Source organism: Streptomyces sp. NPDC002742, assembly GCF_042888885.1.
Classification (GTDB): domain Bacteria; phylum Actinomycetota; class Actinomycetes; order Streptomycetales; family Streptomycetaceae; genus Streptomyces.
In genome coordinates this window covers 43,211-64,298 of the sequence record NZ_JBIAQF010000023.1, presented here as the reverse complement: position 1 = coordinate 64,298, position 21,088 = coordinate 43,211, and the positions used below count along the sequence as shown (strand labels likewise).

Annotated in this window: 18 protein-coding genes and 1 riboswitch; of the genes, 7 read left to right on the top strand and 11 right to left on the bottom strand. The window is 68.9% G+C overall.

What is annotated here, in order from left to right:
- Positions 1–64: 64 nt before the first annotated feature.
- A complete protein-coding gene (locus tag ACFYW8_RS32915) occupies positions 65–925 on the bottom strand; it encodes a thioesterase family protein (RefSeq protein ID WP_365876280.1) in 861 nt (286 codons plus the stop codon).
- A gap of 161 nt (positions 926–1,086) precedes the next feature.
- Here ACFYW8_RS32915 and ACFYW8_RS32910 point away from each other — a divergent pair, with 161 nt between their 5' ends.
- On the top strand, positions 1,087–2,427 hold the full coding sequence (locus ACFYW8_RS32910; RefSeq protein WP_389085928.1) for an alpha/beta hydrolase: 1,341 nt from the start codon (positions 1,087–1,089) through the stop codon (positions 2,425–2,427).
- Here the strand turns inward: ACFYW8_RS32910 and ACFYW8_RS32905 are convergent.
- The 10 genes from ACFYW8_RS32905 to ACFYW8_RS32860 all read right to left on the bottom strand — a co-directional run bounded on the left by ACFYW8_RS32905 (position 2,327) and on the right by ACFYW8_RS32860 (position 14,097).
- Positions 2,327–2,992, bottom strand: a complete 666-nt coding sequence (locus ACFYW8_RS32905) for a trimeric intracellular cation channel family protein (RefSeq protein WP_365876276.1) — start codon at positions 2,990–2,992, stop codon at positions 2,327–2,329. The genes ACFYW8_RS32910 and ACFYW8_RS32905 overlap by 101 nt on opposite strands.
- Positions 2,993–3,039: 47 nt before the next feature.
- The gene (locus ACFYW8_RS32900; protein WP_365876274.1) at positions 3,040–4,431 is read right to left on the bottom strand and encodes a M1 family metallopeptidase; all 1,392 of its coding nucleotides are present in this window, start codon (positions 4,429–4,431) and stop codon (positions 3,040–3,042) included.
- Positions 4,432–4,706: 275 nt separating this feature from the next.
- Positions 4,707–5,987, bottom strand: coding sequence for an ABC transporter ATP-binding protein (locus ACFYW8_RS32895; RefSeq protein WP_389085919.1), 1,281 nt, complete (start codon positions 5,985–5,987; stop codon positions 4,707–4,709).
- Positions 5,984–7,081: an ABC transporter ATP-binding protein gene (locus ACFYW8_RS32890; RefSeq protein WP_389085913.1), complete on the bottom strand. Its 1,098-nt coding sequence runs from the start codon at positions 7,079–7,081 to the stop codon at positions 5,984–5,986. The genes ACFYW8_RS32895 and ACFYW8_RS32890 overlap by 4 nt, the downstream gene beginning before the upstream one ends.
- Positions 7,078–8,076, bottom strand: a complete 999-nt coding sequence (locus tag ACFYW8_RS32885; protein WP_389085907.1) for an ABC transporter permease — start codon at positions 8,074–8,076, stop codon at positions 7,078–7,080. The genes ACFYW8_RS32890 and ACFYW8_RS32885 overlap by 4 nt, the downstream gene beginning before the upstream one ends.
- Before the next feature lie 111 nt (positions 8,077–8,187).
- Positions 8,188–9,984, bottom strand: a complete 1,797-nt coding sequence (locus ACFYW8_RS32880; RefSeq protein WP_365876268.1) for an ABC transporter substrate-binding protein — start codon at positions 9,982–9,984, stop codon at positions 8,188–8,190.
- Between the two features lie 69 nt (positions 9,985–10,053).
- On the bottom strand, positions 10,054–11,061 hold the full coding sequence (locus tag ACFYW8_RS32875) for an ABC transporter permease (protein WP_389085900.1): 1,008 nt from the start codon (positions 11,059–11,061) through the stop codon (positions 10,054–10,056).
- Positions 11,062–11,572: 511 nt separating this feature from the next.
- Positions 11,573–12,361 (bottom strand): enhanced serine sensitivity protein SseB C-terminal domain-containing protein, encoded by a 789-nt coding sequence (locus ACFYW8_RS32870; protein WP_365876263.1) that lies wholly within the window; start codon positions 12,359–12,361, stop codon positions 11,573–11,575.
- A gap of 227 nt (positions 12,362–12,588) precedes the next feature.
- Positions 12,589–13,365, bottom strand: a complete 777-nt coding sequence (locus ACFYW8_RS32865) for an enhanced serine sensitivity protein SseB (protein WP_365876261.1) — start codon at positions 13,363–13,365, stop codon at positions 12,589–12,591.
- A 63-nt stretch (positions 13,366–13,428) separates the two neighbouring features.
- A complete protein-coding gene (locus ACFYW8_RS32860; RefSeq protein WP_365876259.1) occupies positions 13,429–14,097 on the bottom strand; it encodes an AAA family ATPase in 669 nt (222 codons plus the stop codon).
- 175 nt (positions 14,098–14,272) lie between these two features.
- A riboswitch (glycine riboswitch) is annotated at positions 14,273–14,369 on the top strand.
- 147 nt (positions 14,370–14,516) lie between these two features.
- Here ACFYW8_RS32860 and gcvT point away from each other — a divergent pair.
- The 6 genes from gcvT (at position 14,517) to ACFYW8_RS32830 (ending at position 20,542) form a co-directional block, all read left to right on the top strand.
- A complete protein-coding gene (gene gcvT, locus ACFYW8_RS32855) occupies positions 14,517–15,635 on the top strand; it encodes a glycine cleavage system aminomethyltransferase GcvT (protein WP_389085890.1) in 1,119 nt (372 codons plus the stop codon).
- A 184-nt stretch (positions 15,636–15,819) separates the two neighbouring features.
- On the top strand, positions 15,820–16,197 hold the full coding sequence (gene gcvH, locus ACFYW8_RS32850) for a glycine cleavage system protein GcvH (protein ID WP_389085885.1): 378 nt from the start codon (positions 15,820–15,822) through the stop codon (positions 16,195–16,197).
- 11 nt (positions 16,198–16,208) lie between these two features.
- Positions 16,209–17,471 carry a serine hydroxymethyltransferase gene (gene glyA, locus ACFYW8_RS32845; protein ID WP_389085879.1) on the top strand — a complete coding sequence of 421 codons (1,263 nt, stop codon included), beginning with the start codon at positions 16,209–16,211 and terminating at the stop codon, positions 17,469–17,471.
- Positions 17,472–17,633: 162 nt separating this feature from the next.
- A complete protein-coding gene (locus tag ACFYW8_RS32840; RefSeq protein ID WP_389085874.1) occupies positions 17,634–19,001 on the top strand; it encodes an L-serine ammonia-lyase in 1,368 nt (455 codons plus the stop codon).
- Between the two features lie 261 nt (positions 19,002–19,262).
- A complete protein-coding gene (locus ACFYW8_RS32835; RefSeq protein WP_389085869.1) occupies positions 19,263–19,877 on the top strand; it encodes a type IV toxin-antitoxin system AbiEi family antitoxin domain-containing protein in 615 nt (204 codons plus the stop codon).
- Positions 19,877–20,542: a nucleotidyl transferase AbiEii/AbiGii toxin family protein gene (locus tag ACFYW8_RS32830; RefSeq protein WP_389085862.1), complete on the top strand. Its 666-nt coding sequence runs from the start codon at positions 19,877–19,879 to the stop codon at positions 20,540–20,542. Before ACFYW8_RS32835 ends, ACFYW8_RS32830 begins: the two co-directional genes overlap by 1 nt.
- The last annotated feature ends 546 nt before the right edge of the window (positions 20,543–21,088 follow it).

Below are 21,088 nucleotides of genomic sequence, written 5' to 3'. Positions count from 1 at the left end.
AGGGGTCGGGACACCGGCAGCGGGTGTCCCGTCCCCGGGACAGGGGCGTGGCACCCGCGGTGGATCAGCGCAGGCGGGCCCGCGCGAGCTGCCGCGACTGGGCGACCAGGCGGTCCGCGCTGTCCCAGACTTCCGCGTCCTCCTCCAGGAAGCCCCCGGCGAGGTTTCGGGTGGTGATCGACACCCGCAGCGGGCCGGGTGCCGGGCGGCACCGTACGTGCACGGTCAGCTCGACGGTCGGCACCCAGCCGGACAGGCCGATCTCGAACGCGGTCGGCGGCAGCGCGTCCACCGCGAGGAGCAGCGAGAGCGGGTCCGCGTCTCGGCCGTCGGCGAGTCCGAACCAGGACCTCATCTCGCCCTTCCCGGACGGCGCGCCGAGCGCCCAGCCCAGGGTCGCGGGGTCGAGCTTGAGGAACAGCCGGTCGGTGATCGCCGAGCTGCCGGGGATGGGTGCGGGCGCGTCCTGCGGACCGAAGCACTGGTCCATGGGCGGGATCTCGGGCGGCCGCGCGGTCGTCCGGACGTCGTCGGGCAGGGTGTCGAGATCGCCGTACGAGGCGAGCACGCGGATCCGCTCGGTCTCGCGGCCCTCGTCGTCGTACTGGAAGAGCGACGCCTGTCCGGTCGACAGGGTCCGGCCGGTGCGTACGACGTCCGTGCGGATGACCGCGGGGCCCGGCTGGGACGCGGTCAGATAGTGCGCGGAGATCGTGAACGGGTCGGAGTGCGGGAGGGCGTCGGCGAGCGCGCGGCCGAGGACGGCCAGCAGGTAGCCGCCGTTGACGGCGTTGATGATCGTCCACCCGGCGGAGAGGTCGACGTCGTAGACGCCGGCCCCGCGCGCGGTGACGGCCGTGTCCCGGTCGAACTCACTGTCGCCGATCGTGGCCCGTACGGCCTGTACGGAAGCTGCTTCTGACATGCGTGAACGGTACAACAGGAAATTACTAAGCGGTAGCTTTCACTGTTTCGGGCGCATGGGCACCCCAGCCATCCAGCCAATCAGGTGAGAGTTCGGCAATTTCTTGTCAAGTGTCCGCAATCACCCGTGACCAATCGGTCCGGCTTCTCCTCTGAAAGGACATGAGCCTCACCGGGACACCGTTCCTCCTGACCTCCTTCGTGCTGTGCGCCGTCGCCCTCCTGCTGCCCCTGGCCCTGTGGTCCCGGGTGCGCGGACCGGCGCCGGTGCGCGGCGCGGCACGGCTCCTGATGCTGCTGTTCGCCCAGGGGACGGCGATCAGCCTGGTGTTCGTCCTCGTGAACAACGCCAACAACCTGTACGACAACTGGGCCGACCTCCTCGGCACGGGCAACCATGTCCAGCAGGCCGCCGACCTCGGCACGGACGGCACCGGAGGGATCTCGCTGCGGAGCCTGCCCAGGATGCGGCAGACCTTCCGGCCGGCCGACGGGAAGCGGATGCGGCAGGCCGGCGGCGTGCGCGTCACCGACCTGAAGGGACGGGTGTCGGGGGTCGACGCGGAGGTCTACGTCTGGCTGCCGCCGCAGTACCACGAACCCGCCTACCGGCACCGGAAGTTCCCCGTCGTGGAACTGCTGCCGGGATATCCGGGCTCCGCGAAGGCGTGGTTCGGATCGCTCCGGGTGCACGAGCAGCTCCTGCCGATGATGACCGACGGGCGGGTCGCGCCGTTCATCCTGGTCGCCCCGCGCACCAATCTGCTGGCCCGCGCCGACACCGGCTGCGCGAACATCCCGGGCACGGTGAACGCGGAGAGCTGGCTCAGCATCGACGTGCCGAGGATGGTCACGGACAACTTCCGCGCCGAGTCCGCCCCGAACGGCTGGGCCACGGCCGGGTATTCGGCGGGGGCGCACTGCGCCACCAAGCTGGCCGTCGCGCATCCCGACCGCTACCGGGCCGCGGTGAGCATGTCCGGCTACAACGACCCCAAGGGCGAACGCAGTTCACTAGCCGGACGGAACCTGGAACTGCGCCGCCGGAACAATCCCTACCTGCTGCTGCGCGCCGACCGGATCCACCCCCGGATCGCCCTCTACTTCTCCGGCGAGTCCGGTGACGGCTACGAGGCGGGCGCGGCGATCCAGGCGGTCGCGAAACCGCCGACGAACGTGGACGTGGTGCTGCTGCCGCGCAGCGCGGGCGGCCACGACATGGGGCTGTGGCGGCCGCAGTTGCCCGAGGTGTTCCGCTGGCTGACCCTGCAGTTCGACACGGGGACGGGCGGGACGGGAGGTGCGGCCGGCGCGGCGGGCACGCCCGGCTCCGGCGGCACTCCCGGAGGCGACGCCACGCGCAGCCCCCGAGGCGTCGGCGGCCCGGTCGGCGCCGGCCGGGTCAGGAGTTCCCTTCCTCTCGCACCGTCGAGCGGCGGTTCCAGGCCCGCGGAGCTCGCCAGTGGTACCGCATCGCGAACAGGCGCAGCACGAAGGCCGTGACGATGGCGAGGCCGCTGGTGAACGGGGTGAGGGCGTCGTAGCGGATGCAGAGCACCACCATCGTGGCGCCGACGATCGCCGGGACCGCGTAGAGGTCGCGGTCCCAGCGCAGCAGGGAGGGGACCTCGTTGGCGAGGACGTCCCGCAGCACACCGCCGCCCACGGCTGTCGCGAGGCCGAGGGCGGCGGAGGCCGTCAGGCCGAGCCCGTAGTCGTACGCCTTCACGGTGCCGGTGACACAGAACAGTCCGAGCCCGGCCGCGTCGAAGACGTTCACGCCGACCTGGATGCGCTCCACCTGCGGGTGCAGGAAGATCACGAGCAGGGCGGCGACGAGCGGTGTGGTGAAGTACCCCAGGTCGGTGAAGGCCGCCGGGGGTACCGCACCGATGATGATGTCGCGCAGCAGCCCTCCGCCCAGCGCGGTGATCTCCGCGAGGACGGCGATGCCGAAGACGTCGAAGTTCTTTCGGACGGCCAGCAGAGCGCCGGAGATCGCGAAGACGAAAATGCCGATCAGGTCGATCGTGTGCTGGACGGAGGAGTTGAACAGTTGCTGGAACACCCCCACATTCTCACCTGTCGCGGGCTGTGCGCCTTACGAAGGAAGGTCTAGGCGGCGGGCTTGCCTGTGGTGTACAGCCAGGTCTGGAAGAGGTCGTCGAGCTGCCGGCCGGAGATCCGCTCCGCGAGGGCGATGAAGTCGGCGGTACTGGCGTTGCCGTACCTGTGCAGCTTCGTCCACGCGGGCAGCAGCTTGAAGAAGGCGGTGTCGCCGATGCGCTCGCGCAGCATCTGGAGCGTCATCGCGCCCCGCTGGTAGACCGCCGAGGCGAACATCGTGTCCCGCTGCGGATCGGCGACCGTGACCTGCCAGAAGGCGGAGTCGGCGGGCCGCTGGTCGTACCCGGCGACGAACGAGTCGTGCGCCGAGCGGATGCCCTTGTGCTCCGCCCACAGCCACTGGGCGTAGGTCGCGAAGCCCTCGTTCAGCCAGATGTCCTTCCAGTGCGCCACCGAGACGGAGTCGCCGAACCACTGGTGGGCCAGCTCGTGCACGATGGTGGACTCCGAACGCACCGCCGAGTACGCGGGCTTGGACTGCACCTCCAGCGAGAAGCCCGCCTCGGGCATGTCGTCGACGATCGCGCCGGTCTCCTCGAACGGGTACGGGCCGAAGACCTGCGACCAGTAGTCGGTGGCCTCGGCCGTGACCGCGTACACGTCGACGCTGTTGCTGTTCGCGAGCACCGGGTCGATGGCGACGTAGATCGGCGTCCCGGCGGGGGTCCTGCCGGTCTTCACGTCGAACTTCCCGATGGTCGCCGTCGCGAGATAGGTGGCCATGGGCCGGCTCTCCCGCCAGTGCGTGACCGTGACGGCGCCCTTGTCGCGGGTCGATATCAGGCGCCCGTTGGAGACCGCCGTCAGTCCCTTGGGCGCCTTGATGCGGATGTCGTAGGTCGCCTTGTCGGACGGGTGGTCGCTGGAGGGGAACCAGGTGGAGGCGGCGTTGGGCTCGCAGGCCACGAAGACGCCGTCGGCGGTCTTCATCCACCCGTAGTCCGAGCCGAACACGATCGGGCCGTTGAGGGGGTCGGGGACTCCGCCGTAGGTGACGGTCGCCGTGAAGGTCCTGCCCTTGGCCAGCGGGCCGCGCGGGGTGATGTGGATCTCGTCGCCCTCCCGCGTGAAGTGGGCCGCTCTGCCGTTCACTTCGACACCCGTGACGTCCAGTTTCTGGAGGTCCAGGTCGAAGGCGGAGAGGTTCTGGGTGGCGCGGGCGGTGAGTGTCGTACGACCGTCCAGGCGGTCGGTGTCCGGGTCGTACGCCACGTCGAGGGCGTAGTGGCGGGCGTCGAAGCCGCCGTTGCCCAGCTGGGGGAAGTAGGCGTCACCGATGCCGTCGCCGCCCGGGGTGGGGGCGGAGGAGGCGGCGATGAGCCATAAGGAGGCCATCGCGGTCGCGAGAGCCCCTGAACGTGCCGAACGGGAGAGTGCCATCAACGTCCCTTTCGTACGTGTGCCGATCATTTCCGATCAGACGGACACGCAGGACTCTGCACTCTCCCGTTCGAGCATGTTCATGACTTTGCCAAGTCGTCACGGCCTACCCGTCGGTTGACTCCTGACGATCGGGCTTCCGCGCCGTCGGCGGTACGGAGCTTCACGGCCCGACCGGTCCGGAACTCACCAAAACGTATGCCCCGGCAGCCAGTTCACTGGCTGCCGGGGCATACGTGCCGGCACGTTCGCGCCGTCTTCGATACCGCGTCCGACTACTTCTCGGGGTCGCTCGCCGATTCCTCCGACGCGCCCGGACCGTCGGAACCGGCCGCGCCGGACGACTCCCCGGCCACGTCCTCCGTGGATGCCTCGGCGGGGGTCTCGCCGGTCTGCCGTTCCGCGGCCACCGCCGCCGACGTCTGGGCGGACTGCGCCAGCACCTCGTCGGCCACGAGTTCGGCCGCCTGCTTCGCGACCGTCAGCAGAACCGTGTCCTGCGGAGCCTGGTCCTCGAAGTTCTCCGGGTGGTGGCAGGCGACCTGCTGACCGGGCTTCAGCTCCAGGAGCGGCGGCTCGGTCGTCTTGCAGATCTCCGTGGCCTTCCAGCACCGCGTGTGGAAGCGGCAGCCGGTCGGCGGGGAGATCGGCGAGGGCACGTCGCCCTGGAGCAGGATGCGCTCGCTCTTCTCGTTCCTGCGCCGCGGGTCCGGGATCGGCACCGCCGACATCAGAGCCTTGGTGTACGGGTGCATCGGCGCCTTGTACAGCGACTCACGGTCCGCCAGCTCGACGATCTTGCCGAGGTACATCACCGCGATCCGGTCCGAGACGTGCCGGACGACCGAGAGGTCGTGCGCGATGATCACGTACGTCAGGCCGAGCTCCTGCTGCAGGTCGTCCAGCAGGTTGACGACCTGGGCCTGGATCGACACGTCCAGCGCCGAGACGGGCTCGTCGGCCACGACCAGCTTGGGGTTGAGCGCGAGCGCGCGGGCGATGCCGATGCGCTGGCGCTGACCGCCGGAGAACTCGTGCGGATAGCGGTTGTAGTGCTCGGGGTTCAGACCGACCACCGAAAGCAGCCGCTGCACTTCCTTCTTGACTCCGCCCTTGGGCTCGACGCCCTGGAGCTTGAAGGGAGCACTGATGATCGTGCCGATGGTGTGCCGCGGGTTCAGCGACGAGTACGGGTCCTGGAAGATCATCTGCACGTCCCGGCGCAGCGGACGCATGGCGCCCACACCGAGGTGCGTGATGTCCCTCCCCTCGAACTCGACCTTGCCGCCGGTCGGTTCGAGCAGCCGGGTGATCAGCCGGCCCATCGTCGACTTGCCGCAGCCCGACTCACCCACGACACCGAGCGTCTCGCCGGCCTTGACCTCGAAGTCGAGCCCGTCGACGGCGTGCACGGCGCCGACCTGCCGCTGGAGCAGGCCCTTCTTGATCGGGAAGTGCTTCTGGAGCCCGGTCACCTTCAGCAGGGTCTCGCCGGAACCGGCGAGCCGGGGGCCTTTGCTCTGCGCGGGGATGCTCACTGCTTTGTTCTCGCTCACAGCTTCGGCGCAATCTCTTCGGTCCAGATACGCTCCCGCTGCTCCTGCGTCATGTGGCAGGCGGCCCAGTGCTGGCTGCCGACCTCGGTCAGCTCGGGGCGGACCGTGCGGGTGACGTTGTCCTTCGGCAGGTCCGCGTACGGGCAACGCGGGTTGAAGGCGCAGCCGGACGGGATGTTGATGAGGGAGGGCGGCGAGCCCTTGACCGGGATGAGGCGCTCCTGCTGATCACGGTCGAGCCGGGGCATCGAGCCGAGCAGGCCCCACGTGTAGGGGTGGCGGGGCTCGTAGAACACCTTCTCCGCCGGACCGCGCTCGATGCAGCGGCCGCCGTACATCACCAGGATGTCGTCGGCGAGCTCGGCGACGACACCCAGGTCGTGGGTGATGACGATGACCGCGGAGCCGAACTCCTTCTGCAGATCGCGGATGAGGTCGAGGATCTGCGCCTGGACGGTGACGTCCAGGGCGGTCGTCGGCTCGTCCGCGATGAGCAGCTCGGGGTTGTTGACCAGCGACATCGCGATCATCGCGCGCTGGCGCATACCGCCGGAGAACTCGTGCGGGTAGTTGTCCACCCGCTTGTCCGGCTGCGGGATGCCCACCCGGTCGAGCATCTCGACGGCTCGGCGCTTGGCCGTCTTCTTGTCGACGTTGTGGTGGATCCGGTACGCCTCCACGATCTGATGACCGATCGTGAAGTACGGGTGCAGCGCGGACAGCGGGTCCTGGAAGATCATCGCCATCTCGCGGCCGCGCAGCTTGCGCACGTGGTCCGGATCGGCGGAGAGCAGCTCGGTGCCGTCCAGCCAGATCTCACCGGAGATCTGGGCCTTGCGCTTGCCGTACTGGCCGGCCGTGTGCAGCCCCATGATGCCGAGCGAGGTGACCGACTTGCCGGAACCCGACTCGCCCACGATGCCGAGCGTCTTGCCCTTCTCCAGCTTGAAGCTGAGCCCGTCGACGGACTTGACCAGGCCGTCGTCGGTCGGGAAGTGCACCTTCAGGTCACGCACTTCGAGGAAGGCGGTCGGAGCGGGCGAGGCGGCCACGGGCTCGCCCACCACCGCTCCGCTCTTGCTGAGTTCCGTCATGAGAGCCTCACTCGGGGGTCGATCACCGCGTACAGGACGTCCACCACGAGGTTGGCGATCAGTACCGCGAGAGAAGTGATCAGGGTGACGCCCAGAATGATGGGCAGATCCTGGTTCCTGATGCCGCTGAGCACGGCCTGGCCGAGGCCCGGCAGGCTGAACGTCGTCTCGGTCAGGATCGCGCCGCCGATGAGGGCGCCGAGGTCCATGCCGAGCATGGTGAGGATGGGCGTCATCGTGGAGCGCATGGCGTGCTTGCCGATGACGACCGGCTCACCCAGGCCCTTCGCGCGGGCGGTGCGGATGTAGTCCTCGCCGAGGATCTCCAGCATGTTGGCGCGGGTGATCCGGGCGTACATCGCCGCGTACAGGAACGCGAGGGTGATCCAGGGAAGGATCATGCCGCCGAGCCAGCCGGTGAAGCTCTGGCCGAGAGGCACGTAGTCCGCGTCGATCCAGTGCAGACCGAAGACGAAGACCGCCAGGCTGAGCAGACCGGTGAAGTAGATGGGAAGGGAGACACCCGCCAGGGCGACGACCATGGCACCGCGGTCCCACAGGGTGCCCCGCTTGAGCGCGGAGAGCACGCCCGCGGCGACACCGAAGACGAGCCACAGCACCGCTGCACCGAGCGCGAGTCCCAGGGTCACCGGGAAGCGCTCGGTCAGCACCGGCCAGACGGCCTGCTCGCTGCGGAAGGAGTAGCCGAAGCACGGCGCGGCACAGTGGGTGACGTCACCGCCGCCCGCGTAGGTGCGACCCGCGAAGATGCCCTTGAAGAACGCCCAGACCTGCTGGTAGATCGGGTCGCCCAGGCCCAGCTTCTGCCGGACGGCCTCTACGGCGGCAGGGTCGGCCTGCTTGCCGACGAAGCTCGTTGCGACGTCGACGCCCGCCCACTTGGGGACGAGGAAGAAGATGCAGAAGACCACCATGATGATGACCGCGAGCATCACTGCGGCGGCGAACAGCCGCCTGATGAGATAAGCGAGCACAGCTTACGGCCCGCTGCGGGACCGCGGGCCATCGGAGGTCGTCCGATGGCCCGCGGTCACGCCGCGCCGGCCTTCACCTGCCTTTCGTGCCGTACGGCGGGTGTGCCGGGTTTACTTCGCGGACTTCAGGCCGAGGTTGACGAAGTCGTACGTACCGCTGTAGCCATCGGTGGTGTACACGTTCGCCAGGTTGTTCCCGCGCCAGTTGATGAACTTCTCGAAGGTGAAGGGCAGGTAGTACGCGCCCTCCATGACCTTGTGGTTGATCTCCGTGGAGATCTTGGTCTTGCCGGCGGCGTCCAGGGTCGTGACGTAGCTGTCGAACAGACCGTCGATCGCCTTGTCCTTGATCAGCGAGTAGTTCGAGTTACCGCTGTCGAGGATGTACTTGCTGTCCCACAGGGGGAGACCGAAGCCCTGCACGGACGGGAAGTCCGGGCCCCAGCCCATGATGATGATGCCGTAGCCCTTCTTCTTCACGTTGGCGGGGCTACCGATGATGCCGGTGGTCTGCGAACCGTCGTACTGGTCGATCTGCGCGGTGATGCCGATCTTCTTCAGCGACGCCTGCAGCGACTGGGCGGTGGCCACCTCGACCGGCTTGTTGTTACGCACGGCGATGGTGGTCGAGAAGCCGTTCGGCTTGCCGCAGGCCTTCAGGGCTTCCTTGGCCTTGGCGACGTTGCCGGTCTTGTTCTCGCCCGAGATGCCGTAGGGGTCGTACTGCTGGCCCTCGGCGCCCGCGACGGACGGCGGCAGCATGTTGGTGCCGATGTCGCCACCGGCGACCGGGCCACCACGAGCGGTCTGCAGCGACACGTGGTCGGCGCCGTAGATGACGGCCTTGCGGCAGTCGGCGTTGTCGAACGGCGCGACGCTCTGCGGGAAGGCGGCGTAACGGACGTAGCCGGAGACCGGGTTGTCCAGGTTGGCCTTGTGCTGCTTCAGGGCGGTGGTGCGGCCCTGCGGCGACATGCCGGTCTGGTTGATGTCCAGGTCCAGGTCATTGTTGATCAGACGCTGGTCCAGGTCGTTGGCGTTCGAGTAGAACTTGACCGTGATCTTGTCCGGGTAGGCCTTGCGGAGCGGGTCCGAGGCGGCCTTCCACGAGGTGTTGCGGACCAGGGTCAGGTCCTTGCCCGGGCTGTACGACTCGAACTTGTACGGGCCCGAGGAGAACGGGTGCAGGCCGTACTTGGACTTGGTGTCCTTGTCCTGGCGGACCGGCGAGGCCGAGACCAGGGCCAGCATCTCCTCGAAGTCCGAGTTGGCCTTCGGGATGTGGAAGACGATGGTCTTGTCGTCCGGCGTGTCGATCGCCTTCAGACCGAGCTTGTCCTTGGAGGTGTCCTTGTAGGGACCCTTGTACTCGCCCTTGGGGTCGAGGACGTCCTTCAGGTACACCGGACCGCCGGACAGCACGTCCTGCGCCCAGACGCGCTCGATGCCGTACTTGACGTCCTTGGACGTGATCGGCTGGCCGTCCTCCCACGTCACACCGTCACGCAGGGTGTACGTGTAGGTCTTGCCACCGTCGGTGACCTTGGCGACACCGGTCGCGAGGTCCGGGGTGATCTCCGCACCGGCCTTGCCCGGCTCCGTCTTGTTCGTGACGAGCTGGCGGCTGTAGTAGCGGGCGAAGTCCCACATGAAGCCGTAGTAGCCACGCGTGGTGTCCCACGAGTCGGCGTCCTGGGCGCCACCGAACCGGAGCGTCCCGCCCTTCTTGACGAGCGAGGCCTGGGCGACCTTGTTGTTGGCGGCGTCGAAGCCGGCCGCGCCGTTCTTGGAGCCGCCGTCCTTGGTGTCATTGCCGCCGCCGCACGCAGCCGTGGTCAGCAGCGCGGCGACCGCGACAGCGGCGGCCAGCGCCTGCTTACGCCGCCCTGAGGTGCGTTGGGTAGTCACGATCTCGGATCCTCCGGTTTTGATGAGAGACCCCGTGTAGGTGCCACGGGAGGCTTGGGGTACGGCAGTTCAGCGGGAACCCTTCGGGTCCAGCGCGTCCCGCACGCCGTCGCCGAAGAGGTTGAAGGCAAGAACGGTGATGAAGATCGCCACACCCGGGACCACCATGTACATGGGGTCCGATTCGTAGTAATCGATCGCGTTCGAGAGCATCTGGCCCCAGGAAGCCGTGGGCGGCTTGACGCCCACGCCCAGGAAGCTGAGTGCCGCCTCGGTGAGAATGTTGGTGGGGATCATCATCGTCGTGTAGACGATGATCGGGGCGACCAGGTTCGGCAGCAGTTCCTTGAAGAGGATGTACAGCCGCCCGGCGCCCAGGGATCGGGCTGCCTCGACGTACTCGCGCTCACGCATCGACAGCGTCTGGCCGCGCACCACGCGCCCGATGTAGGGCCAGCCGAAGAAGCCGATGACCAGGATCATCACGAACACCCGCACGCTGGAGCCGGTCAGGCCGAGCATGTCGTTCGGCATGACGGAGACCAGCGCGATGATGAACAGGAGCTGCGGGAAGGCCAGCAGGCCGTCCATGACGCGGCTGATGAGCGAGTCGACCCAGCCACCGAAGAAGCCGGCCAGGACTCCGAGGACGGTGCCGAGAACGACGGCGACGACCGCGGACAGGAAGCCGACGAGCAGGGAGATCTGAGCGCCGTAGAGGATACGGGCGAAGATGTCACGGCCGTTGACGGGCTCGACGCCCAGCAGGTGGTCACCGCTGACGCCGCCCAACGATCCCGTGGGGGTACCGAAGAGCGGATCGATCAGGTTCTCGTGGTACGCGTCCGGATCCTGCCCGACCAGGTTGGTGAGCACGGGCGCGAGCAGGGCGATCACGATGAGGACGAGCACGACCACGCCGCCCGTCAGGGCGAGCTTGTCCCGCTTCAGGCGCTCCCAGGCGATCCGGCCCAGGGAACGTCCCTGTACGGCCTTTTCGCCGGCGGTGGCGACCGCCGCTTCCTCGGCCGCGCTCGGGGCCGCTTCCGCGGTCGGCTCGTGCAGTGGTGCCGTCATCTGGCAGGGACCCCTCTCAACCGGCGGTAGCCGGCCCGCGCTTGCCGCTGTAGCGGCGTGATCAGTCCGTAGTACTCAGGAGTTAAACCCCTGGAGACCGGAAGTCTTCAATGCTTAGGTGATCCGTTGCCAGACCTGGCGGTGAATGGATGCGTAAACGTGACGCCATCTGGAAGGTTCCGTTATTCGGACGGTGGATATCAAGGAGCGAACTGTCGCAACCAGGACATCCCCGAGCACAGGCGGACGATATCGGTCACGTTTGCACCAAATCGCCACAAGGTCTCTTCCGGCCACCCACGGATCAGGATCGGCCACCTTCACCACTCGAGGGCCCTCGAAGCCGCGAAAGAGACGGAACTCACCACTGAGGCCCGAATCGGACAAGTCAGCCCAAAGCAGGCTTCGTCGCTCCGCGGGCAGCCACGGCACTCACCTCATCGAGGAGGCGGCGTTCTTGTTCCGGTGCCGGGCCGGTCGCGTCGAGAGGTCCGCCTCGGGCGCCGTCCGGTCAGTACGCGGCGCCGCGCGGCGACGGGCCACCGTATCCGCGGACCGGGGCCGCGTGCGCCTCACGGTCGTAGAACGGCCGGGCGTTGGCGCGCAGCCACATCGCCACCGGGTCGAACTCGTCCGACATCGCCACGGTGGAGACGGGCAGCCCGTCCGGGACCGCGCCGATGGACTGCTGCATCATCGCCCGCACCGAGTCCACGGCGGGCGGTGAAGTGTCGTACACGTCAAGGCCGATGGCGAGATACGGCGCCCCGAGCGCGGGCTGGACCCAGGCGCGGCGCAGCGAGCGCACGGCCGGGGTCAGATGCGCGTTCTGGGTCAACAGGGCGTAGAACTGGGGGATTTCGATGCCGGGCTCGGAGAGCCGGAGCGGGCCCGCGGGCTGCCGCTCCAGGCCCGTGGCGATCCGGCGCAGATCCAGCCAGGGGATGCCGAGGCCGCCGCCGGGGGCGTGCGGATTGAGCCAGAGGCCGAACTGGTCGGGGTACAGGGTGCGGGCGACGTCCAGCCCGTCGACGACCTCGTACGAGCGGTTCCAGCCGCTGGCCGAGAGTTCCTGGGCGGAGGTGACGCAGGGCGCGTACCCGAAGCCTTCCACCTGCATGTTCCCGTACTGGGCGTCCGGCGAGCCGGCCTGGCCGTGCCACAGCAGCATCCACACCTGGCCGGACGACGGGGTCGCGAGCGCGCGAAGGAGCGCCTCGTAGGCGTCGTAACGCCCGGGAGTCACCTGGCGCAGCATGTGCTCGACCTGCCCGGCCGCGGCCGTGCCCGACGCGCTCACCCTCAACCGCCCCTTCGCGAACAATTCACGACGAACTCATCCCTTACGCCCGAGGCGCCGGTTACGAACATTCGTCAACACCTCGACCAGGCCATGAAACCAGCTTATGCGGCGTTCGCGCTCCGCCGGGGGAAGCAGTCGACAGCCGGGGCCCACCGCGCGAGGGGACCCACGGGCCGTACGGGGCCGGTCACCCGGTTCCCGGGCCCCCTCGATACGGGCGCCGTTCAGTGACCGTGCTGGTAGAAGGGGCGCACCTGGGCCCGCATCCAGTCGGCGACCGGGTCCTGCGTCACGTCGAGAAGCACCAGGTTCACCGGAATGTTCATCGGGACGCGGCCGAGGGCACGGCCCAGGGCGTCGAGGGGCAGGTTGCGGGCCTCGCCCTCCCACACCGAGAGTTCGACACCGATGAACATGACGGGATCGTCGCCCTCGATGCTGGCCAGGCAGCGGCGGGCGCTCAGGACGACGCCGGTCCCGGCGAACTCGGCCGAGGCCGCGGCGAGGAAGTCCATCGGCTCCTCCTGCCAGTCGGGTTCGAAGAGCCGCACCCGGCCACCACTGGCCGACCCGTCCAGCGGGGTCCGCCCGGCCCGGCACAGCTCGGCGACGGCCATCGGCGGCAGCGGTACGCCGACCACGCCGTCCGGGTTGACCACGATGCCCACCTGTGGCGGAAGCCCGCGGGCGAACTCCGCGGCGGGAGCGATCGTGTACGACATGTGGCCGCCGGTGACCTGGCGGAACTGCTCCTCGGAGCTGAAGACGGGGACGTAGACCTGGCCCCCGAGATCCATCGTGGGCAGATCGAGCGGACCGCTCTGCGGGCCGCCGCCGTTGGGCAGCGGCACCCACACGAAGCTACGGCCGAGCACCTCGACGATACGAGCGGCCGACGAGGGGCCCGCGGGCATGCCGAAGGAGGAGGACAACACCTCCTCCAGCTCGTTGCCCGGCCAACCGCCGTGCGGATGGGGGTGTGCCTGTGCCGGAAAGTCCATCTGTCTACCGCCCGCTTCGAACCACTGTTCCGGCTGGAAAGGTTAGTGGGCCACCGCAACCGGTCAGTGGCCGAAGTCGATCCTGCGCAGTACGTCCGCCGCGTCCCGGTCGATGAGCACCGCCGAACCGCACCCCTCGGGCAGGTCTCCCTGCTCGGCGGAGCGCAGCAGCCGGGCGACCGCGCCACGATGACGGGCGAAGGCGTAGCGCGAGACGCCCCGGCCGCGCTCGCGCTGGCCGTCCAGCGCGGTTCCCGGCGTGACGTCGAGCAGCAGCAGGTGCAGCGCGCCGCCCCGGCGCCGGGCCTCGCGGGCGAGCCAGCGGCGCACCCAGGCCTGCGTACCGCAGTCGTGCACGACGAGCCCGCCGCCGCCCCGCAGCGCGCGGCGCAGGCCGGCGTAGTGCGCGAGGCGGACGAGAGGACGGTAGAAGGCGTACGGCAGCAGGCGGGCCATCCGGCCGTCCCAGCGGTCGCGGGTGTCCTGCGAGTCGACGCGCGCGCCCCGCACGGCCCGCCGCATCAGCGTCGACTTGCCACTGCCGGGCAGTCCGGTGACCACGACGAGGTCGCGCGCCCCGAAGCGGAGACCGTGCGGGCTGTGGCCGACCCGGTCGCGGAGGTCCCGGACGACGCCGGCCGGAAGCGGTCCTCGCCCCTTCCGGGCCGGTGCGCCGGTCTGCTCGGGCAGCGCGAGACCGGAGGTCGTCGCGTACGCCGTGGTCCTGTTCACCGTGACCGTCCTCCCCTTGGACGTGGAGTCCCATCCCCGTCGAGTGTAAAGAGAAGGTAATGCCCGGCGCTTCTCCTTTTCATGCGCGGACTGCCACAGCCCGGTCACAGATGCCGGGCTGCCGGGATCGGACGGCGCGTGCGATGATGGCCGCGCCAACTGCATACCGGCCGCTTGAATCCGCGCGGGAGAGTCCTGGGTACGTGTACCCGGGCGCCGAAGGAGCAAGTCCCTCCCTTGAATCTCTCAGGCCCCGTTACCGCGCGGGCGAGGCACATCTGAAAAGCGGGCCGCTCACCGGTGGCTCCACCCAAGGTGCAAATCAGGACCACCGTTTCGTGGGGTCCTGATGAACCTCTCAGGTTCCGATGACAGATGGGGAGGAACGACCTCGCCGTCATGCCTTGGGAGCCAGACCGATGAGCAGCAACGCACCCCGTCACACCGCGCTCGATGCCCTGCATCGCTCGCTGGGCGCGACGATGACCGACTTCGCAGGCTGGGACATGCCCCTGCGCTACGGCTCGGAGCGCGACGAGCACCTCGCCGTCCGCACGAAGGCCGGCCTCTTCGACCTCTCCCACATGGGCGAGATCACCGTCACGGGCCCGCAGGCCGCCGAGCTCCTCGCCTTCGCGCTGGTCGGCAACATCGCCACCGTGGGCGTCGGCCGCGCCCGCTACACGATGATCTGCCAGGCCGACGGCGGCATCCTGGACGACCTGATCGTCTACCGGCTGGCCGAGCACACGTACATGGTCGTCGCGAACGCCTCCAACGCCCAGGTGGTGCTGGACGCCCTGACCGAGCGCGCGGCCGGTTTCGACGCGGTCGTGCGCGACGACCGTGACGCGTACGCGCTCATCGCCGTGCAGGGGCCCGAGTCCCCCGGCATCCTCAAGTCGATCACCGACGCCGACCTCGACGGCCTGAAGTACTACGCGGGCCTGCCGGGCACGGTGGCCGGTGTTCCGGCCCTGATCGCCCGCACCGGCTACACCGGTGAGGACGGCTTCGAGCTGTTCGTCGCCCCCGCCGACGCCGAGAAGGTGTGGCAGGCGCTGACCGACGCCGGCACCCCGGCCGGGCTGGTCCCCTGTGGTCTGTCGTGCCGCGACACGCTGCGCCTGGAGGCCGGCATGCCGCTCTACGGGCACGAGCTGACCACCTCGCTGACCCCCTTCGACGCCGGTCTCGGCCGGGTCGTGAAGTTCGAGAAGGACGGCGACTTCGTGGGGCGCGAGGCCCTGGCCGAAGCCGCCGAGCGCGCCGCTTCGAAGCCGCCGCGCGTGCTCGTCGGCCTGATCGCCGAGGGGCGTCGGGTGCCGCGCGCCGGGTACCCGGTCGTCGCCGGAGGTCAGGTGATCGGCGAGGTCACCTCCGGCGCCCCGTCCCCGACCCTGGGCAAGCCGATCGCCATGGCGTACGTCGACGCCGCGCACGCCGCGCCGGGCACCGCCGGTGTCGGTGTGGACATCCGGGGCAGCCACGAACCGTACGAGGTCGTGGCGCTGCCGTTCTACAAGCGCCAGAAGTGACACTGGTCCGCACGGGCCGGACGTGACACCGGTCCGCACGGGCCGGACATGACACGGCTGCCCGTCGGACGCCGGCGCTGACGGGCGATCCCGTCGGGCGCCGGACGTGACCCTGCGCACATCCGCCCGGGTCACCCACGCTTCCCTCCATCAGCACTCCACCGCGTACAGGAGAATTCAGGCCATGAGCAACCCCCAGCAGCTGCGCTACAGCAAGGAGCACGAGTGGCTGTCCGTCGCCGAGGACGGCGTCGCGACGGTCGGCATCACCGAGTTCGCGGCCAACGCGCTCGGCGATGTGGTCTACGCCCAGCTCCCGGAGGTCGGTGACACGGTGACCGCGGGCGAGTCCTGCGGCGAGCTGGAGTCGACCAAGTCGGTCAGCGACCTGTACTCCCCGGTCGGCGGCGAGGTCGTCGAGGCCAACCAGGACGTCGTGGACGACCCGTCGCTCGTGAACTCCGCGCCCTTCGAGGGCGGCTGGCTGTTCAAGGTCCGCGTCGCGGGCGAGCCCGAGGACCTGATGTCCGCCGACGAGTACACCGCCTTCACCGCCGGCTGAGGAGTCACCGCATGTCGCTTCTGAACACCCCCCTTCACGAGCTGGACCCGGACGTCGCGGCCGCCGTCGACGCCGAGCTGCACCGCCAGCAGTCCACCCTGGAGATGATCGCCTCGGAGAACTTCGCTCCGGTCGCGGTCATGGAGGCCCAGGGCTCGGTCCTGACCAACAAGTACGCCGAGGGTTACCCGGGCCGCCGCTACTACGGCGGCTGCGAGCACGTCGACGTGGTCGAGCAGATCGCCATCGACCGGGTCAAGGCGCTGTTCGGCGCCGAGCACGCGAACGTGCAGCCCCACTCGGGCGCCCAGGCCAACGCGGCCGCGATGTTCGCGCTGCTCAAGCCGGGCGACACGATCATGGGTCTGAACCTCGCGCACGGCGGGCACCTCACCCACGGCATGAAGATCAACTTCTCCGGCAAGCTCTACAACGTGGTCGCGTACCACGTGAGCGACGAGACCGGTCAGGTCGACATGGCCGAGGTCGAGCGCCTCGCCAAGGAGTCCCGGCCGAAGCTGATCGTGGCCGGCTGGTCCGCCTACCCGCGGCAGCTGGACTTCGCGGAGTTCCGCCGCATCGCCGATGAGGTCGGCGCGTACCTCATGGTCGACATGGCGCACTTCGCGGGCCTCGTGGCCGCGGGGCTGCACCCGAACCCGGTGCCGCACGCCCATGTCGTCACGACGACCACCCACAAGACCCTCGGCGGACCCCGCGGTGGCGTGATCCTCTCGACGGCCGAGCTGGCCAAGAAGATCAACTCCGCGGTCTTCCCCGGTCAGCAGGGCGGTCCGCTGGAGCATGTGATCGCCGCCAAGGCCGTCTCCTTCAAGGTCGCCGCCACCGACGGCTTCAAGGAGCGCCAGCAGCGCACGCTGGACGGCGCGCACATCCTGGCCGAGCGCCTGGTCCAGGACGACGTGAAGGCCGTCGGCGTGGACGTCCTGTCCGGGGGCACGGACGTGCACCTGGTCCTGGTCGACCTGCGCAACTCCGAGCTGGACGGGCAGCAGGCCGAGGACCGCCTCCACGAGGTCGGCATCACGGTCAACCGCAACGCCGTCCCGAACGACCCCCGCCCGCCGATGGTCACCTCCGGCCTGCGCATCGGCACACCCGCCCTCGCCACCCGCGGCTTCACGGCCGAGGACTTCACCGAGGTCGCGGACATCATCGCCGAGGCGCTGAAGCCGTCCTACGACGCGGCGGGCCTGAAGGTCCGCGTGTCCGCTCTGGCCGACAAGCACCCGTTGTACCCCGGCCTGAAGTAGTTCCGTAGGCTTTCTGTCATACGTTGTATTCACCCGTACGGTTCCTTTCGTACGGACATCCGGGGCACCGCGCACACTGGAAGAGCGCGGTGCCCCGTTCCATGCGGTCCCGCACCACCTCCGCCGGACAACGGCGTCCGGCGAAACCACCAAGGAGTTCCCGTGGCCATCTCGGTCTTCGACCTGTTCTCGATCGGCATCGGCCCGTCCAGCTCCCACACGGTGGGCCCGATGCGCGCCGCGCGCATGTTCGCCCGGCGGCTGCGCAACGAAGAGCTGCTCGCCCCCGTCACCGCGATACGCGCCGAGCTGTACGGCTCGCTGGGCGCGACCGGCCACGGCCACGGCACCCCCAAGGCGGTGCTGCTCGGACTGGAGGGCGCCTCACCCCGGACGGTGGACGTGGAGGGTGCCGACGAGCGGGTCGAGCAGATCAAGTCCTCGGGCCGGCTCAACCTGCTCGGCGAGCACGAGATCGACTTCGACTTCGACGACGACCTGGTCCTGCACCGCCGCAAGGCCCTGCCGTACCACGCGAACGGCATGACGATCTTCGCGTACGACTCCTCGGGCGAGCTCGTCCTGGAGAAGACGTACTACTCGGTCGGCGGCGGCTTCGTGGTCGACGACGACGCGGTCGGCGAGGACCGCATCAAGCTCGACGACACGATCCTGAAGTACCCGTTCCGCACGGGCGACGAGCTGCTGCGGCTCACGAAGGAGACCGGCCTGTCGATCTCCGCCCTGATGCTGGAGAACGAGCGGGCCTGGCGCACCGAGGAGGAGATCCGCGAGGGGCTCATCGGCATCTGGCGCGTGATGCAGGCCTGCGTCTCGCGCGGCATGGCCCGCGAGGGCATCCTGCCGGGCGGCCTCAGGGTCCGCCGCCGCGCCGCCCTCTCGGCCCGCCAGCTTCGCGCCGAGGGCGATCCGCTGGCCCACGCCATGGAGTGGATCACTCTCTACGCGATGGCGGTCAACGAGGAGAACGCGGCGGGCGGCCGGGTGGTCACCGCCCCCACCAACGGCGCGGCGGGCATCATCCCGGCGGTGCTGCACTACTACATCAACTTCGTGCCGGGCGCCGACGAGGAGGGTGTCGTACGGTTCCTGCTCGCCGCCGGGGCGATCGGCATGCTCTTCAAGGAGAACGCCTCCATCTCGGGCGCCGAGGTCGGCTGCCAGGGCGAGGTCGGATCGGCCTGCTCGATGGCGGCCGGCGCGCTCGCCGAGGTGCTCGGCTGCAGCCCCGAGCAGGTCGAGAACGCCGCCGAGATCGGCATGGAGCACAACCTCGGCCTGACCTGCGACCCGGTCGGCGGCCTGGTGCAGATCCCCTGCATCGAGCGCAACGGCATGGCCGCGGTGAAGGCCGTCACGGCGGCCCGGATGGCCATGCGCGGCGACGGCTCGCACATGGTCTCCCTCGACAAGGTCATCAAGACCATGAAGGAGACCGGCGCCGACATGAGCGTCAAGTACAAGGAGACGGCCCGGGGCGGTCTTGCGGTCAACATCATCGAGTGCTGATGAAATAGGCCCTGACCAGCGCGTTCGTCACTTTCAGCGCTGTCAGGGCCTTCGCTGCTTACGCGGCAGAAAGTCCCCGAGGAGTCCCTGGGACAAGCGCGGAAGTCCCCCGAGAAGTCCCCGGAAATCCCTTGGAATGGGCACCTGACCGGGGGTTTCATGGCACCTTCGATCACTGTTCCGATCCACCTTGACCGCCGACCGTCGCCAGGATGTATCAAATCGATCCCCTGACCTCGCTTGAGGGGTACCATTCGATACATGAGCGCTGCGGAAAACTCGCGCCTGGAGCAGCGGCTGACCAGCCTCTCCCCTACGTTCACGACGGGACAAGCACGCCAGGCCCTGCTCTCCCCCCGTGACCTGGCGTACTTGGTCACGGAAGGCGAGATAGACGAACTCTCCCGCGGGGTCTATCGACGAGCAGACGCACCGGAGACCGCGCACGCGGATCTGCTGGCCGTGTGCACACGGGCTCCTCGCGCCGTCGTGTGCGGCGAGTCCGCCCTGGCCCTGCATGAGCTGATCGACGACATCCCCACAGCAGTGCACATCGCCGTGCCGCGCGGTACACGCCGCCCCACGATTGCCTACCCGCCGACCGTGGTGGCGCAGTACACCTCGAAGACCTTCACCCTCGGCGTCGAACGGTTCGCAGCAGCCCCGGGAGAGACCGTCCCCGTGTACGACGCAGCGCGCAGCGTCGTCGACGCGATGCGCCACCGCAGCCGCATCGGCGAGACCCTCGCCCTGTCCGCACTCGGCCGCTACGTGCGCCGGAACGGACGCGGCGGAGTCACCGAACTGCATTACATCGCACGCGAGTTGGGTGCACTCTCCGTCGTCCGCCCCGCAGTGGAGGCGCTGCTCGCCTGATGGCCGACCCCACACGCGACACCACCGCCGCCCGCGTCTACAACGACCTGCGCAACCTGGCCCGCCGCACCAGCCGGTCCACGGACGAGATCATGGTCGGGTACGTCCTCGAACGGTTCCTCTATCGCCTGGCCGCATCGCCCCTCGGCCGGGAGCACTTCGTACTCAAGGGCGGCCTGCTCCTCGCTCAGTTCGGCGCACGCCGGACGACCCGCGACATCGACATCCTCGGCCGCTCGTTCCCCGGCACCGAAACCGAGATCATCCACAGGATCGCCGGCATCGCCGTCACCGAGATCGACGACGGAGTCGCGTTCGATCCCACGACGCTCAAGACCGTCCCCATCCGCGAGGAGGACGAGTACCACGGCGTACGCCTGTCCATGGTCGCCTCCATCGCCAGGGCCCGACTCAAGCTCCAACTGGATGTCAGCTTCGGCGGCCCTGTCACCCCCGGCCCCCGGATCATCGATTACCCGCAGCAACTCACGACGGACAGCTTCCAGATCCTCGGCTACCCGCTCGCCACCGTCATCGCCGAAAAACTCTCCACCGCTGTCTCACTCGGCGACCTCAACACCCGCGACCGCGACTACGGCGACCTCTACCGCCTACTCACCCTCAACGACCTCGACGGCCGGGAACTCACCACGGCATCACCCTGAAACCCCTCGGCGCCACCATCACCGACCTCGGCGAGCGGCGCCAGACCTCCTACGCCGCCTGGCGCCGCCGACAAGGCCCCGCCGCAACCGGCTACCCCGGACGCTTCACCGACGTCGTCCGACAGGTCACCGCCTTCGCAGACACACTCCTTGAGGGCGATGCCGCCACCCGTACATGGAACGCGGCCACCCTCACCTGGTCGTGAACCGGGCCCGGCCGACCTACCAGGCCTCCGGAACCACCCGGTCAGAACACATCTGCCGGGAGGCGCGAGCCACCTCATGACGACTTGTGCTCCACCATCCGCTCACGCATGGCTCGCACAGAAGAACCTGCTGACCAGCGCGTTCGCGCCTGCCGACACCGCGCCTGTCACTGCGACAGAAGTCACCGACCACGAACGGCGCAGCATAATCACCTGAGACAGGAATTCGAGCTATCGGGTGGGGCCCCTCGTCGGCGTTCTCCACCACCTGCTACACCTCGACGGTTCCCCTTGGTTCGGTCCACCATGAACACCGAGCACAGCCCCCGGTGCGCTTCGG